The organism is Virgibacillus sp. DJP39 (assembly GCF_049310925.1).
In the GTDB taxonomy this organism is placed as follows: domain Bacteria; phylum Bacillota; class Bacilli; order Bacillales; family Amphibacillaceae; genus Virgibacillus_F.
Genome location: NZ_JBMERP010000009.1, coordinates 61,364 through 76,715, shown reverse-complemented (window position 1 = coordinate 76,715; position 15,352 = coordinate 61,364). Strand labels below are relative to the sequence as shown.

The window sequence follows — 15,352 nt, the reverse complement described above, 5'->3', positions numbered from 1 at the left end:
TAATTAAATTAAGGTTTTAGCAATCTGTATGAAGTAAATTTTTTAGTTGTTTTTTAGGTAGGCTAAGAATAGAATAAAAAAGTAGTCGAACGAAAGGGCCGCAAGCAGCAACTTACGACCCTGGACAAATAACCGCTAGGCGCGACGACTCCATATGTCAGGATTAAAAAAAGTAATTATCTAGTTAGCAACGAGGTGATTACTTTTTTTCACGGCTGTTCACAATCAACACCATAAGCGTTGAAGACATAAGCATCAACTCCAGGACCTTGTCAATTGGTATCACACGCTTCATCCCCCTTTCCTTAAGGGGTAAGCCGCCGATGTAAAAGAAGATTTACTCTTACTGCCTCCTTTGAAGCTCACCTGCATAACCTGTCCTCACTATTATACAATATTAATATTACAAGATGTTGTAATCATACAAAGATGGTACAATTTTCACAGATTTCTGTTAACGTAGGCTAATATAATCACTTTTAACATTCCAACTTTCCTCATGAATAAACAAAAGGCTTCCCGCTGGGCAGAAAGCTTTTTGTTTATCTAAGCAGTATAGAAAAATTTTCTTTCGAATAAGTACAACTAGGGACTTAACCATTAAGGCTTGGAGATAAGCCTAGTTTCTCTAATTAATTTCAATATGCTTCGTGTAATCGTGTTTGTATTTGCGATAAAAATGAATCATTGGTTCAAGTGTATCCTTAAAGTCAGGACAAACAATGTCTGAACCCTCCAAATCAGCAACTGTCTGCGAACAATCATAGGAAGATTTAATTTCAAAATAATCCAATGCTTCTTTTTCGACTTGCAACCACTTCCGTATGATAGAAATTGACATTGCTTTTTTAGCAATAGTAAGAGGGATTTGACCACTTGGAGTTTTTCCTAAATATCTTTCTGAAAGCATTTTGTGTATTTCGTTCATTTTATATGGGTTTGGATCCGTTAAATGATACGTTTTTCCTTCTCCAACTGGAGCTAAAGCAAGATAACTGACAGCGTTAAGCACATAATCAGAAGGGACGAAATTTCCTTCAGGTGCCCCATCTCCAATATAAGTTACGACTGGAAGGAACCTGAGATTGTCCAGTAAGTTGAGCATGAAGTATATACCGTCAAACTTGATTGTTTCACCGGTTTTAGAATTCCCCTTAACAATTCCTGGTCGGATAATAGTAGTTGGAACAGTATCCTTTATGGCGTTTACCAAAAGTTCTGCTTCATACTTTGTTTGTTCGTAATGATTTTTAAAAGTTTGTCCTTGATTAAGTTCATGTTCATATATTTTACCTTCACGAACTCCAGAAACATATGCTGTACTAAAATAAATATAGCGAATGAGTTTATCTAATGTCATGACCCATTCGTTTACATTTTGTGTTCCATTTACATTAACATCGTAAGCGACATCTTTTGGCACGGCCAGATCATAAATGGCGGCTAAATGAAAGACATGCGTAACAGATTCTTGTAAGGTTGTTTTAGTCTCCCATGGGATGTCCAAGTCTTTTTTTGTGATGTCACCAGTAATAACGGAAAAAAAGTGCTCTGGAACTGAATGTTTATGTGCCAGGGACTTAATCTGTTCAATTGCCTGATCACACTGACTTGGTAAAACTAATAAGTGAATTTGATCGATTTCTTTTTTGTGATCGTGAATTAACTGTTGAAGTAGACTTGTAGCAAGAAAGCCCGGGAATCCAGTAACGAAAAATGTATTTTTCAAAAAAACGCCCCCACTTGTTAGACTATTTGGTATTATTATAATTGAAAGACTAAAAAGATAGTAGTATTGTGACCTGTTTATTTATGAAAGTATTTTGTAAATATTTGAATGAAGTTATATGTTTAATTTAATCTAGAAGATTGATAAAATAGTAGTAGCTTAATAATGAGGAGAATTAATATGGAATTTAATGAAGAAGCACGTGTGGATTTATATAATGAAGTAAATGGATTATCTGATGAACAGTTGAATAAAAGACCTGCTGACGATCAGTGGTCGATAAAGCAGATTATGGAGCATTTGTTTTTAATGGAAGGTGCAATTACAAAAACGATTATTGAAAAACTTGAAGATGGTGAAGAAGTAAATGCTGAACTAAAACCAATTGAAGCTTCACTTAACAGAACCATTAAGGTACAAGCGCCTGAATTTGCAATACCAAATGATGATTTTGCTACTTTGGAAGAGTTAAAGCTTAAACTAACCGCTACACACCAAGGGTTAATTAAAGTTTCAGAGACTGCTGACGAGAAACAATTAGAGTCAAAGGGATTTCCACATCCAGTATTTGGACAGATGAGTTTAAAACAGTGGATTCCATTTATTGCATACCATGAAAAAAGACATACCCTGCAAATCGTTGAAGTCAAGGAGAAGTTAGGTATATCTAACTAATCATGTTAGTAGTGAAATAGCCTTAGCAGTAGGGCATCAGGATAAAAAAGGTCGGCATTCGCCAAGTAGGATGAATGCCGGCTTTTTTCGCAGTAAGGGAAGCATAAAAACTTTCATTGCTGCTTAAATGCAACTAAGGATTTTGCCTTTATGACTTAGCGATAAGCCAAGTTTACTAATAATGTTAGGAAATACCAGCCTAGTTCAAGCATAATTCCTGTATAATGGAAGTAACGCATAAAGAAAGGGGATCTTTATGAAACGGTGGTTAAAACTATTAATTGGAATACTAAGTATTCTTGTAATCATAGATATAATTGCTAGTTTTTATTTTTATAACCTAGCAATTGAACGAAATACAAAAGATTTTTTACAGGGAAATGCTGATTTAGAAGTTTCTGCAGAGGCTATGGAAGTTTTTACGGAAGGCGACTGGCATGATTGGGTAGATCAACAGGATTTCAAACGGTGGGAAATAACATCTTTTGATGATCTGAAGTTAAACGCATACTTTTTGCCAGCAAAGGAACCAACAAATAAAACGGTTATACTGGCACATGGTTATTTAGGAAAAGGTCTCGACATGGGGCTGTATGGTCAATATTATTATGAAAAACTTGGCTACAACGTATTGATGCCTGACGCTCGTGGACATGGAAGAAGTGAAGGTGATTATATCGGATTTGGTTGGCATGATCGTCTTGATTATGTTCAATGGGTAGATCTTGCTGTGGAAAAACTAGGTAATGATTCGGAAATTGTGCTCCACGGTGTGTCAATGGGGGCTGCAACGGTGTTAATGACTAGTGGGCAGGATATTCCTGACAATGTAAAAGCTATCGTTGCAGATAGTGCATATACGAGTGTAGAAGATTTGTTTGCCTATCAAATGAAGCGGATGTATCATTTGCCAAAGTTTCCATTCTTAACAAGTACTAGTATAGTGACGGATATCAAGGCAGGTTATGATTTTAAAGAAGCATCTGCATTAAAAGAGGTTAAAAAAACAGATATACCTGTTTTGTATTACCATGGGAATGCTGATACCTTTGTGCCAACTGAGATGGCACATGAATTGTATGATAACACCGCAAGTAAAACAGAAATAATGATAATAAAAAATGCTGGGCATGGAGAAGGTTTTGTAGTAGAGAAAGACGTATATGTGAACAAATTAAATCAGTTTCTAAGTAAATATGTGAAATAACAGTAGGACCCTGGATTTAATAGATTAAAAGGCTGACACTTGTAGGTGTCAGCCTTTTATAATTTAACATTTATGCTGTTCAAAAACGTTAGGAAGGACCCGGTGGACATAATACTTAGGATACATTTGATGCATTGCAATTTCAGAAGCTATACTTTTTTAGGTGGTATTACATAAGTTTGACATAAGTAACTTCACTCTAAGCAGTCAATTGTCCACTGCTTCAATCCCTGTATTTCATAACACTAGCATTACGAAAAATGGAAATAACTCAAGCAACTCGTTTTTAAATGGATGATGCAGTATTTAATCTTGAAAAAGCTTTTATGAAAAGGCATTTTTCATAAGTTATGTTGTTTTTAATCTTACCAGTTGATGGAAAGTGCGACGCAGTGAAAATTCTTTTGACGCCCTGTGATCGCTGCGGAAAAATCACTACGCGCACCTTAGGGCTTGCGCTGAGCCTCCTAGGGTCGCAAAGACCGCTCACTGTGGGGTCTCAACACTTCGCTATCCCACAGGAGTCTTCGTGTTTTTCCTCCGCTAACACAATGTTTCACTAATACTGTATGCCTCACTTACTATTACGGTAGTTGCTTGGAGCGGAGGACCGTTGACTCCTGCGGGAACAGCACGAGTCTGAAGACCCCGCAGAGTGGTTTTCTCGAGGAGGCTGAGGCCGTGCCCGCGGAAAGCAACGTTCCGCAGCGGAAAACAACTCAGCTCATACGTCACAGTCTATATATTTTATGTCTAAAACAATAATTTTTTGGTAAACAGCTTATGGGAAATATAACTAAGGCTTTCGCCATTAAGGATTGGTGATAAGCAAAGTTTTCTAATAAGAGGTGGAACTTTTCAGAGTGTTATTCGGTCTGTATCTATAAAGGGAGGTGCTTAAAATCAGTCAGCCAAATGAAAAAGAAATATATGAAGGCTATTTTGAAAAGGTGTATAAAACAGCTTATTATATCTTAAAAAACGAAGAATTAGCAAAAGATGCTACACATGATACATTTATAAAAATGTTTAAAAACTTGGATAAAATTAAACAGCAATCAAAAATTAATGCTTGGATAACTACTATCGCCACACGTACAGCCATTGAGATTTACAATGAAAACAAAAGGCAACTAACACATGAATTTAATGAAGAAAACTATGCTTCAAACTCAGACGAATTCAACTATACGAAAGATGAGCTAGAAAGTTATTTAGATGATATTCCACCTGAACAAAAACAGGTGCTGATTTTAAAGTATATGGAGGGTTTAACGGAGAAAGAAATTGCAAAACGACTTTCTATTAAATTAGGAACCGTTAAATCAAAAATATTCCGTGCGAAACAAAAATTAAAACAACAGTATCAATTAGGGGGTGAAAGTGTTGGGGAATAATCAGGAAGAAGAAAGTTTAAAGAAACACTTAACAAAGGAAATGAATTCAATTAAAGTACCTAAAGGATTAAAAGAAGAAATTTGGACACAGGTTAAGTCTGTACGTAAAAAGAGAAAATTAAATTCAAGAGTTGTTCTTCCATATATAGCTACGCTTGCTTGTGTTGCTATCTTGGTCGCACTTGGGTTAAGTGGATTCCCTTTTAATTCGAAACCAACGCCTAGTGAGATCGTAACAACTCAAGATGAAAATATACAGACAATTGAAGCTGTGTTACAGAAAGCTTTAAATGGCCCAACTGATGAATGGAAACAAGTGTCGGAAACGGGACTCGAAGAATTCGTGAATTACGAAGAAAAGCTTTATAAAAATTATTTTGCAAATGAGACGTCTTACCTTCATTTTGTAAATAATTACAGTTATTCATTAATGGTGGAGCCATTGCGAAACAATTACAAATTAAAGGTAAAAAACATTGAATACGAGAAGTCAGATTCCAAAGAGATTATTTATAATTTTGCGGTAGAAGTGCAGTACCAAAAAGAAGGCAGCAAATCATCAGAAGTTGAGGTTTTGCACGGTGAAGCTAATATGAATGAAGAACATAAAATAGAAGGTATGGTAATTCGTGATAAAGACTTTTATAAACTTTTTTACAAGTAAAGGAAATATAAGAAGTCCCTTGTTTGCAGTGGCGGGGTGCTTTAGTTGATATGCATATTAATTTTATATTAAAACGCTCAGTTTTGACTAAACTGAGCGTCTTTGTCTTTATTTATATTGTGGATTTCTCGCTAAACTTTCGTTCCCCGCGGAAAGCGTATTTCCGTAGCGGTAAGCTACATCAAAGTTTGTGTCAACTGCGAAGGTTAAAGACTGACAAAACTTACGAAATAAGCTTACAAATAATTATTAAACCAACGACTTATGTGGTTTAGTCGTTCAATACGCATTAGTGGGTCACCACTGCGACTTAAGTCATGGCTCGCCCCTGGGAACCGAACAAATTCAACATCTTTCTTTAAGCTTTTAAGTGTAATAAACAGTTGTTCACCTTGTTCAATCGGGCAACGTAAATCCTGTTCACCATGTACAATCAGTAATGGTGTTTCTATATTTTCCGCGTATTTTAGAGGTGAGTAGTCCCATAGTTTTTTAGGGTCGTCTAACAGGTTCTCTCCCAACTCCCATTCAGTAAAGAAGAACCCAATATCACTTACACCATAAAAGCTGAGCCAATTTGCGATAGACCTTTGCGTAACAGCCGCTTTAAAGCGATTTGTGTGGCCAACTATCCAATTGGTCATAAATCCACCATAGCTTCCACCAGTTAACCCAAGCCTATTTTTATCTATAAAACTGTAGTTCTCCAGTGTATAGTCGACTGTGGACATTAGGTCAGTATAATCTTTTCCACCGTAATCTGAGCGGCATCCATTAACGAACTCCTGACCATAGCCATGACTTCCACGTGGGTTTGTGTACAAGACAACATACCCCTGGGCTGCAAGCAGCTGTAATTCATGGAAATATGTCTGCCCATACATGGCATGAGGGCCGCCGTGAATTTCGAGGATGAAAGGGTATTTTTTCCCTTCTTCATATCCAAAAGGTCGTAGTAACCAACCTTGGATTTCCCAGCCATCATCGGCTTCTACTGTTAAGGTTTCTGGTTCAGAGAGTGAGACCTCTTTTAAAAAGTCGGTGTTCGCATTTGTGAGGCGCGTTAACTCCCCGTTTTGCAATTGATAAAAGTTAGAGGGATTTGTAGGAGTGCTTATCCCTAGGATGAACCTATCTGAATTGGTGTGATAGGCGAATCCAAATACATGGTTATTATCTTTATATAGTACCTTAATTTCCCCTGATAAATCTGCTTCAAAGAGGCCAGTTGCACCAAAGTCACTAGCGATAAAAAATAGTTTGTTTTCATCATGCGACCAAACCGGACCCGTCGTTGATTGCCCTATTAATGTATCGCCAATCATGAGGTTTCCGAGTTGCATATCTATAGATTCACTTAGACAGACTCTTGTTTTACTAGAAACGTCAATTACAAACAGTTCATCCTGGGTAGCAGTCTTATAGGCGTAGTCGTGACCGAAACAAGCAATTTTTTTACCGCTCGGGGAAAAGGAAGCATTTGAATAGGTACCCTTCCCATCGGTCAATTTTGTTACTTCCTTGGTCTTTGTGTCCAATGTAAATAAGTCGTTGGTCAAGGAACTATCCTCGTCATTGTCAAGGTTTGCAGAAAAAAGGATTAGGTTTCCGTTTGGTGAGATATCCTCAAAACCATGATCGGCGTCATTATGGGTGAGCTGTTTGAATGTTTCTGTTTCTACATTATATAAAACTATCTGACTGCGTTTTTCATCACGAAATCCAGTGCCGTCAGCCTTGTACTTCAAACGATTGATTACAACTGGTTGTTTCGCTTGATCTTCTTTTTCTTTTTGTCTATCTTCTTTAGATTGTTCCTCTTGATTTTGAACATCATCATTTAAGTCTAACTTCGAACTGAAAATGATGTGTTTACCGTCTTTAGACCATTCCGGGTTTGTAGCACCATTTTTAAAAGTGGTCAGCTGCCGAGGCTCACCTCCGTTGGTGTTTGCAAGCCACAACTGAGGAAGGTCACTCCTGGTTGATTGGAATACAATTCTGTTTCCATCAGGAGAAAATCGTGGGTTACTGTTTTTTGAATCATGAAACGTAAATTGCAGAGGTTCTTTGTCTGTTGCCTTTTGGACAAATAGTTGTGATTGGTACTTGTTATCTTTATTTATTGTGGTTGAAACAAAAGCATATGTATCGCCAGTTTGGTTGTATTGCGGATCACTATAGGTTGCAAGCCTAGTAATATCTTCTGCTGTTAATGCACGCTTGTGAGTAGTCATGTAAATATCCCCCAATTAAATTTAACGTTTGAAAAGTTTCATCTAGTCTAAACTACTTCGAATGACGAATCAAACATATAGTGGAATTTTATGAAAACTATCAACCTTTAACCGTAGATTACTTAAATTCTCAACTGCTCGATTTAATTGTTTTAAGGAATGCCTCTGTCTCTCGGGGATTTTGAAAAATATGGATTGTTGTATCGGATAGGTTATTCAACTTTTCATAGATCGATGGCGTCTTTTTTTTGTTAAACTGATAGACCCATTGTAAAAATTCTAAGTCTAGTTTTTCTGGACAGCCTGCCCCCATATCTGGACGTGTTTTTTTATGGTACTTGATTCGTCTTTTCACCACGCCATACAAACAACGAGTGGTTTTATAATGAAGCAGAATAACTGTATCTGCCTTTTTTAGACGGATATCCATTGAGGCACCGTAGTTTCCGTCAATAATCCAGGATTGTTCTTGTAGAATAGTTTGTTGCTCTTCAACTAGCTGGGACTTCTCAATAGATTGCCACCCCGGCTTCCAAAAAATTGAGTCTAAGTGATAGACTGGTATTGCTAAAAGTGAACCGAGGTTTTTTGCTAAAGTTGATTTACCGGCACCGCTTCCACCGAGAATAACAATTTTTTTCATAAAAATCCCTTCCTCTCCTTTTGTTAGGTAGAGTAGTATACCAAATTAAGAAGCAAAAATATACAAAAAGTTTCCTCACCGTAGTAAGGAAACTTTTTGAGCAGTAAAGAAAGAATAAAAACTTTCTTTCTGTATGGTGTATAAGACGATAATCCAAGTTTTCTATTTTAACTTTTGCTAACTTGTTTGTTCTACTTTATTGGAAGTTAGAGTTTTAATATCATTTTCATAAGCATTCTGCAGCAAACGGGTTAGATGACCTGGAATACCGTTTCCTATCTGTGTGTCATCTACAGTTACAATTGGCAATACTTCCGACGTACTGCTTGTTAAGAATATTTCATCAGCTTGTGAGATGTCGTCAACAGTAAAAGGCTCTTCTTTTAAGGGGATATTCAAATCCTTAGCAAATTTTTCAACTTGCATGCGTACACACCCATGTAATATGTTTTTTGTAGTCGGATGTGTATAAATAATCCCATCTTTTATTAAATAAACATTCGAAGAACTACACTCAGTAACAATGCCATTCTTGTGCAGAATAGCTTCATATGCCCCATTTTCACTAGCAGTTTGTTTCGCTAAAACATTGGGCAGCAAATTCAAGCTTTTTATATAACAATACTCCCATCGAACATCAGGATGAGTAATTGTTTTCACTCCATCATTTAATGCTGAAGTATTCCGTGCCTGATCTTGAATGTAGGCATAAATATTCGCATCAACATCAGCTGGAAATAGATGGTCACGTGTTGCAGAGCCACGTGAGACTTGTAAATAGAGTTTAGCATCGGTTGTAAGAGAATTTTTCAACAGTAGATTATTTAAGAGACTAGTAAGCTCGTTCTTAGTAAATGGCAGTTTGATTTTCACTGCTTCTGCTGAACGAAAGAACCTGTCGACATGTTCTTCAATTAAATAAAAATTACCATTATAAATGCGAATAACTTCGTAGACACCATCACCAAATTGCATGGCACGTTCTTCAAAGGGGTAATTCAAGTTTTCTTTATGTGCAAATTTAGTTTGTGACAGTATAATTGGATATACAGACATTTCTTCACCTCCCTGCAAAAGCATACGTTTATCTTATCGCTAACCAATGACCTTGTAAATGGTCTTTTTCCTGAATTGTTATAGATTGTTACTCGTTACAAATGTTTCCACTTGATAGATAGATATAAACTTGTTATAATTTAAAAAGTCGACAAATTACGCGGGTGTAGTTTAGTGGTAAAACCTCAGCCTTCCAAGCTGATGATGAGGGTTCGATTCCCTTCACCCGCTCCATACATATGTCTTAACGCAGTGTTTCGTAGTATAGACTACGAAGCGTTGCGTTTTTTATTTTGTTTTATATGGTTGAAATGGATTACAGCTCTATACTTGAACTCCATTTTCCTACCAAGTATGCTTAGCTAAAAAGGATGTGCACCATGAAAAAACTAATTCAAAACCTTCAATCACTGGATGGAAAAGGGTATAAAGCATATAAGAGTATCCACGGTCAATATAAATTTGATAACTTTGATCTATTTATAGATTATGTACAAGGGGACCCATTTGCTACTCCTTCAAAAATTCGGGTTATAATCCCAGCTGAAGAACGAAATATCAGCAAAACCTGGCTAGCTAATTATCACCGAAAAGTAGCGGCTGAGGACCGGTTAGCAAGATCTGTGGGTAAGGCGGTTTATCAGAATGCCACTTTTATCAAAGGATCTGGAAAGAGTGGACTTATTCAATTTGATGAACCTCACCAGGAGATAATTGAACGGACTGCTGTTTCCCTAAGTGAAAATAGTATTACACTATGTCTCTCCGTTGGTTTACCGGCTAATGGAAGGAAAATAAATGGTAAAGAAGCGGAAAAGTTGTTTCGGCAAGCTATACCAACGATTGTAGCCAATTCTATTTTCACGATAACTGATCAAGCTATTGACGAGGCGACAATGCTCGCAGATCAGCAACAAGTAATAAGGGAAAAAATGAAGGAAAATGAGTGGATTGCTTTTATTGCAAATGAAGCTATTTTGCCAAGAGCTACTGGGGTAAGCGACCTTCCACTAAAACATGCAGTTCCATTCTTAAGTCCAGCGGAAAATCAGGTGGAAATCCAACTGCCTCACCAAGATGCTTCATTAAAAGGAATGGCAATAAAAAAAGGCATCAGCCTTATTGTTGGTGGAGGATACCATGGGAAAAGTACATTACTCGAGGCAATTGAACGTGGTGTATACAATCACACAAAGGACGATGGACGTGAATACGTTTTAACCGATCCAAACGCGGTGAAAATTCGTGCGGAAGATGGCCGCGGCATTTCTGGAGTTAATATATCACCATTTATTAGTAACTTGCCACATAAACAGAGTACTGAATTTTTTTCTACTGAAAATGCAAGTGGGAGTACATCACAAGCTGCAAATGTAATGGAGGCTTTGGAAATCGGAGCAACGACATTGCTTGTTGATGAAGACACAAGCGCAACTAATTTTATGATACGGGATCATCGAATGCAGCAGCTTGTAAAAAGAGAACAGGAACCAATCACTCCATTCATTGATAAAGTTAAACAACTACGTAATCAATTTAACGTTTCAACAATTATTGTAATGGGTGGATCTGGTGACTATTTTGATGTAGCAGACGATGTTATAATGATGGAAGAATATATTCCAAAAAACGTAACACACAAAGCAAAAGATATCACAAATGAATTCCCAGCAGAACGTACAGTAGTAAACAGCGCAGGTTTTGGAGAAGTTGTTATGCGTAAAATTGATCAATCAAGTTTGCAGACAACAAAGGGAAAACGTGCCAAGGTTCAGGCAAAAGGTTTGACAAAAATAGTTATGGGTAACACGGACATAGCATTTTCACAAACTGAGCAATTAGTGGATCCTTCTCAAACGAGAATGATAGCAGAAATTATATTGTATCTAGATAGAACGAACGAGTTGAAAAAGCAAGTGACACTTAATGAATTGCTTGAAAAAATCAACAAACAAATAAACGATAAAGGATTGGCCTCATTCACTCCTCATCCAAATCAACATCCAGGTGATTTAGCTCGTCCACGTACGTTTGAAATTGCGTCTGTATTGAATCGGATGCGGACATTACAGATTAAACAAAGCTAACAGCTATAGGAGGCAATCAGTATGGATCATGAAAACCTGAAACAGGAAATCATAGAATACAGTAAAAAGATTGGCATAGACAAAATCGGTTTTGCCTCTGCCGATGTTTTTAGTGAACTGAAAGAACGACTGAAGCGTCAACAGGAATTATCCTATTATTCAGGTTTTGAAAAAGGTTCAGTAGAGGATCGAACAGAACCTGAGCGCTTACTACCAGAAGCTCAATCAATAATTTCTATTGCGATAGCTTATCCTTCCCGGATGGAAAACGCACCAAAAAGTACGAAAAAGGAACGGCGGGGGATTTTCTGCCGCGCTTCCTGGGGGACCGATTATCACGTAATTTTACGAGATCGCCTAGAAAAGCTAGCGGGTTTTATTAAAGAAAAGGTTCCTGACGTAAAGGATAAGTTAATGGTTGATACAGGTGAGTTATCTGACCGGGCAGTAGCCGAGAGAGCAGGGATAGGCTTTAGTGGAAAAAACACATCCCTTATCACACCAGAATTTGGCTCGTATGTTTACCTTGGTGAATTGATTACTAATATTCCGTTCGTCCCTGATAATCCTGTTGATGATAGTTGTGGGGAATGTACGAAATGTTTGGATGCCTGCCCAACGGGTGCCCTGATTCAGGGAGGGCAGCTCAATGCACAGAGGTGTATTGCATTTCTTACCCAAACTAAGGGTTACTTACCTGATGAATTTCGAACTAAAATTGGTAATCGCGTGTATGGTTGCGATACATGTCAGGTGGTTTGTCCGAAGAATAAAAAGATTGATTTTCATATTCACCCTGAAACAGAACCAGAGCCAGAAATTGCAAAGCCGATACTACAGCCGATGCTACGGATATCAAACCGTGAATTCAAAGATACGTATGGCCATATTTCGGGTTCCTGGCGTGGAAAAAAGCCATTGCAGCGCAACGCATTAATAGGGCTTGCACATTATAAGGATGAGACTGCAGTAGAGGAATTGATTCAAGTGATGATAAATGATCCACGCCCGGTTATTCGTGGGACTGCAGCCTGGTCACTCGGTAAAATAGGTACACCTGAGGCGTTTGCTGCTATTAAAAGTGCAGTTGAAACTGAGCAGGATGAGCAAGTTCGGTATGAGATGCAGAAGGGCTTGGATTTTCAGACAGAGCTCACTGCCAAATAGATGGAGGGAATTAAATGGGCAAAGTAAATCTTTATTATGACGAAATGCATTCTCCAGTTGGGATACTAACTTTAATTAGCAATGGAGAAAAACTCGTACGAATTGAGTATGGTTCATTGAAAAACAGAAGTGATCAAATGAACAAATGGATTATGCGTTACTTTGGGGATGCTGCATTTGTTCATTCTCCTGAAAAGGTAGAGCGAGTGAAAGCGGAATTAGAGGCTTATTTTGAAAATGAAAGCCAGGGTTTTACCTTTGACTTTGAATTTTTTGGAACCCCATTTCAACAAAAGGTATGGCAGGCTCTCGTTGAAAAAATTCCATTTGGCAAGACTGCATCATACAAAGATATTGCCGAAGTACTCGGAAACCCTAAAGCGGTAAGGGCGGTAGGAGGAGCAGTTAACAAAAATCCTTTCTCAATAATAGTACCGTGCCATCGGGTCATTGGAGCAAGTGGGAAAATGGTTGGCTACAATGGTGGATTGGACAAAAAAGAATTTCTGTTAAAACATGAAAACCGGATAGCTGAAACCTCCTGATTTGTCGGTTCAAAGGGATATTCTTTTGTAAGTGGCTCATTTTTATCAATTTAAGCAAGCCCCTCTCCATATACTAACTAGTATGAGGAGGGGATGTTTTATGAATGAGAAGATAGGTGAGTACTGGGAGGATTTTTTTCATCAGGAAAATCATGAGGATAATTGGTGGTCAAGAAAGAAGGAACTATGTAAAAAAAGAAGTGTATCTATTGCGCGGATAAGGGGGGAGGGCCATTTATATCAAGAACTCCGCTATGGAAAAACACACCAGATTAATTATGTGCTCCATTTAAGAATGTTAATGAAACAAGGGGATAAATTTTATTTGGAGGAGCAAATTACTCCATATCAGTTCCAGCTCATCAAAGGTTCAATCGTAAATCATAAAAAATCACAGATGTATTCGGTTTTAGAAACTGGTTCAGTTAAACCAAATTCATTAGGACGCGATCTGGACAAAAAGCGATTCTCCTATGATAGACTTGAAGCGGTTAAATACGCAAACAGATGGTGGAACAGCTACAATCCTGCTTACCATAAATTTGATGTAGATTGTACCAATTACGTATCCCAAAGTTTATTTGCAGGAGATGCACCTATGACAGGTAAACCGAATCGAAATAAAGGCTGGTGGTACGGTGATTTAACATGGAGCTTCAGCTGGTCTGTAGCGCATTCCCTGAGATGGTATTTAAGTGGTTCAAATACTGGATTAACCGCAAAGGAAGTAGAAGCAGCAACAGATCTAATTCCAGGAGATGTTATTTGTTATGATTTTGAAGGTGACAATAAATGGGACCATAGTACAATTGTTGTGGCAAAGGACAACAACGAAGAGCCACTTGTCAATGCACATACTACCAACTCCAAGAATCGATATTGGTCTTACGAAGATTCTACCGCATGGACAGAAAAAATAGCTTATAAGTTTTTTCGAATTGGTGTGTAATGCTATACTATTTGTGGTTATTAATTATAGGAGGAGAATATACCTGTGAGTTTACATATAGTATTATTTCAACCAGAAATCCCCGCCAATACCGGGAACATTGCTCGAACCTGTTTGGCTACAGATACGACCTTACATCTGATCCACCCGTTAGGATTTTCAACTGAGGATAAAATGCTCAAACGGGCTGGTTTGGATTACTGGAAGCACGTTGACATTCGAGAATATGAGACGCTTGATGAGTTATATGATTCATTTCCAAAGGGGAATTACTATTACATTGAGAATTTTGGGTCAAAACATTACACTGATTACGATTTTAGCAAAGTAGACGAAGACCTATTCTTTATTTTTGGAAGAGAAACGGATGGAATCCCAAAGCATTTGCTAGAAGGTAAAGAAGATAAATGCTTACGTATCCATATGAATGACAAGGTACGTTCATTAAATTTGTCAAACACTGCTGCAATTATAATTTATGAAGCATTGAGACAACGAGAATTTCCAGGATTAACGTAATATAGTAAAAAGCCGTCACGCATAGCATGACGGCTTTATAAAATTTTTAAAGGTATTAAATGGGTTGTTTTATTGATTTTTTCTGGATACTCCTGGTTTTGCATCATACCCTGAAGTAAACATGGAAACAATAAATACAACAGATACCCCTAATAATAAGGCTAGGTCCATTGTCATGTTGTTGGCCTCCTTTGATTCTATATGTAACCGTTAAATTCAGTTTGATGTATCTATTATAGCCTATTTATTTTTATATGTGAACCATTGGTATATAATTTTAGCTTAATTAACATAAATTATCCAATATACTGATCTGATTTAATATCAAAAAGTGGGGGAGAGTCTACTAAAGCTATTGTTTATCACTATAATATAGGGTATATTAGTTGATGAAGTTGTGAGACAGTTCTATAATGAATAATGAATGTAAAATACCGTTGGTGAACGGAGAAAGTTAACTTCTAATGGGGGTATAAA

At 37.4% G+C, this 15,352-nt stretch carries 13 protein-coding genes and 1 tRNA gene; 10 read left to right on the top strand and 4 right to left on the bottom strand.

Going from position 1 to position 15,352, the window contains the following annotated elements; translation table 11 throughout:
- Positions 1-628: 628 nt before the first annotated feature.
- Entirely contained in the window at positions 629-1,729 is a 1,101-nt protein-coding gene (locus tag ACOI1D_RS05435; RefSeq protein WP_422499834.1) for an SDR family oxidoreductase, read from the bottom strand.
- A gap of 180 nt (positions 1,730-1,909) precedes the next feature.
- Here ACOI1D_RS05435 and ACOI1D_RS05430 point away from each other — a divergent pair, with 180 nt between their 5' ends.
- The 4 genes from ACOI1D_RS05430 (at position 1,910) to ACOI1D_RS05415 (ending at position 5,672) form a co-directional block, all read left to right on the top strand.
- Entirely contained in the window at positions 1,910-2,404 is a 495-nt protein-coding gene (locus ACOI1D_RS05430) for a DinB family protein (RefSeq protein WP_422499832.1), read from the top strand.
- Between the two features lie 256 nt (positions 2,405-2,660).
- Entirely contained in the window at positions 2,661-3,611 is a 951-nt protein-coding gene (locus ACOI1D_RS05425; protein ID WP_422499831.1) for an alpha/beta hydrolase, read from the top strand.
- Between the two features lie 893 nt (positions 3,612-4,504).
- On the top strand, positions 4,505-5,008 hold the full coding sequence (locus tag ACOI1D_RS05420; RefSeq protein WP_422499830.1) for an RNA polymerase sigma factor: 504 nt from the start codon (positions 4,505-4,507) through the stop codon (positions 5,006-5,008).
- Positions 4,998-5,672, top strand: coding sequence for a hypothetical protein (locus ACOI1D_RS05415; RefSeq protein WP_422499829.1), 675 nt, complete (start codon positions 4,998-5,000; stop codon positions 5,670-5,672). Before ACOI1D_RS05420 ends, ACOI1D_RS05415 begins: the two co-directional genes overlap by 11 nt.
- Before the next feature lie 236 nt (positions 5,673-5,908).
- Here ACOI1D_RS05415 and ACOI1D_RS05410 read toward each other — a convergent pair whose 3' ends face one another.
- From ACOI1D_RS05410 to dat, 3 genes are all read right to left on the bottom strand, one after another.
- Positions 5,909-7,909 carry a S9 family peptidase gene (locus tag ACOI1D_RS05410; RefSeq protein WP_422499828.1) on the bottom strand — a complete coding sequence of 667 codons (2,001 nt, stop codon included), beginning with the start codon at positions 7,907-7,909 and terminating at the stop codon, positions 5,909-5,911.
- Between the two features lie 130 nt (positions 7,910-8,039).
- Positions 8,040-8,552 carry a DNA topology modulation protein gene (locus ACOI1D_RS05405; RefSeq protein WP_422499827.1) on the bottom strand — a complete coding sequence of 171 codons (513 nt, stop codon included), beginning with the start codon at positions 8,550-8,552 and terminating at the stop codon, positions 8,040-8,042.
- Positions 8,553-8,729: 177 nt separating this feature from the next.
- Positions 8,730-9,608: a D-amino-acid transaminase gene (gene dat, locus ACOI1D_RS05400; protein ID WP_422499826.1), complete on the bottom strand. Its 879-nt coding sequence runs from the start codon at positions 9,606-9,608 to the stop codon at positions 8,730-8,732.
- A 160-nt stretch (positions 9,609-9,768) separates the two neighbouring features.
- On the opposite strand from dat, the gene ACOI1D_RS05395 reads away from it, so the two are divergent.
- The 6 genes from ACOI1D_RS05395 to trmL all read left to right on the top strand — a co-directional run bounded on the left by ACOI1D_RS05395 (position 9,769) and on the right by trmL (position 14,875).
- Positions 9,769-9,842: transfer RNA gene (locus ACOI1D_RS05395), tRNA-Gly, on the top strand.
- Positions 9,843-9,988: 146 nt separating this feature from the next.
- Positions 9,989-11,695 carry an ABC-ATPase domain-containing protein gene (locus tag ACOI1D_RS05390; protein ID WP_422499824.1) on the top strand — a complete coding sequence of 569 codons (1,707 nt, stop codon included), beginning with the start codon at positions 9,989-9,991 and terminating at the stop codon, positions 11,693-11,695.
- Positions 11,696-11,716: 21 nt separating this feature from the next.
- Positions 11,717-12,862, top strand: a complete 1,146-nt coding sequence (gene queG / locus ACOI1D_RS05385) for a tRNA epoxyqueuosine(34) reductase QueG (RefSeq protein WP_422499822.1) — start codon at positions 11,717-11,719, stop codon at positions 12,860-12,862.
- Between the two features lie 14 nt (positions 12,863-12,876).
- Complete coding sequence (locus tag ACOI1D_RS05380; protein WP_422499821.1) at positions 12,877-13,407, top strand: methylated-DNA--[protein]-cysteine S-methyltransferase; 531 nt, start codon at positions 12,877-12,879, stop codon at positions 13,405-13,407.
- 100 nt (positions 13,408-13,507) lie between these two features.
- Entirely contained in the window at positions 13,508-14,356 is an 849-nt protein-coding gene (locus tag ACOI1D_RS05375; RefSeq protein WP_422499820.1) for an amidase domain-containing protein, read from the top strand.
- Between the two features lie 45 nt (positions 14,357-14,401).
- Positions 14,402-14,875: a tRNA (uridine(34)/cytosine(34)/5-carboxymethylaminomethyluridine(34)-2'-O)-methyltransferase TrmL gene (gene trmL / locus ACOI1D_RS05370; protein ID WP_422499819.1), complete on the top strand. Its 474-nt coding sequence runs from the start codon at positions 14,402-14,404 to the stop codon at positions 14,873-14,875.
- The last annotated feature ends 477 nt before the right edge of the window (positions 14,876-15,352 follow it).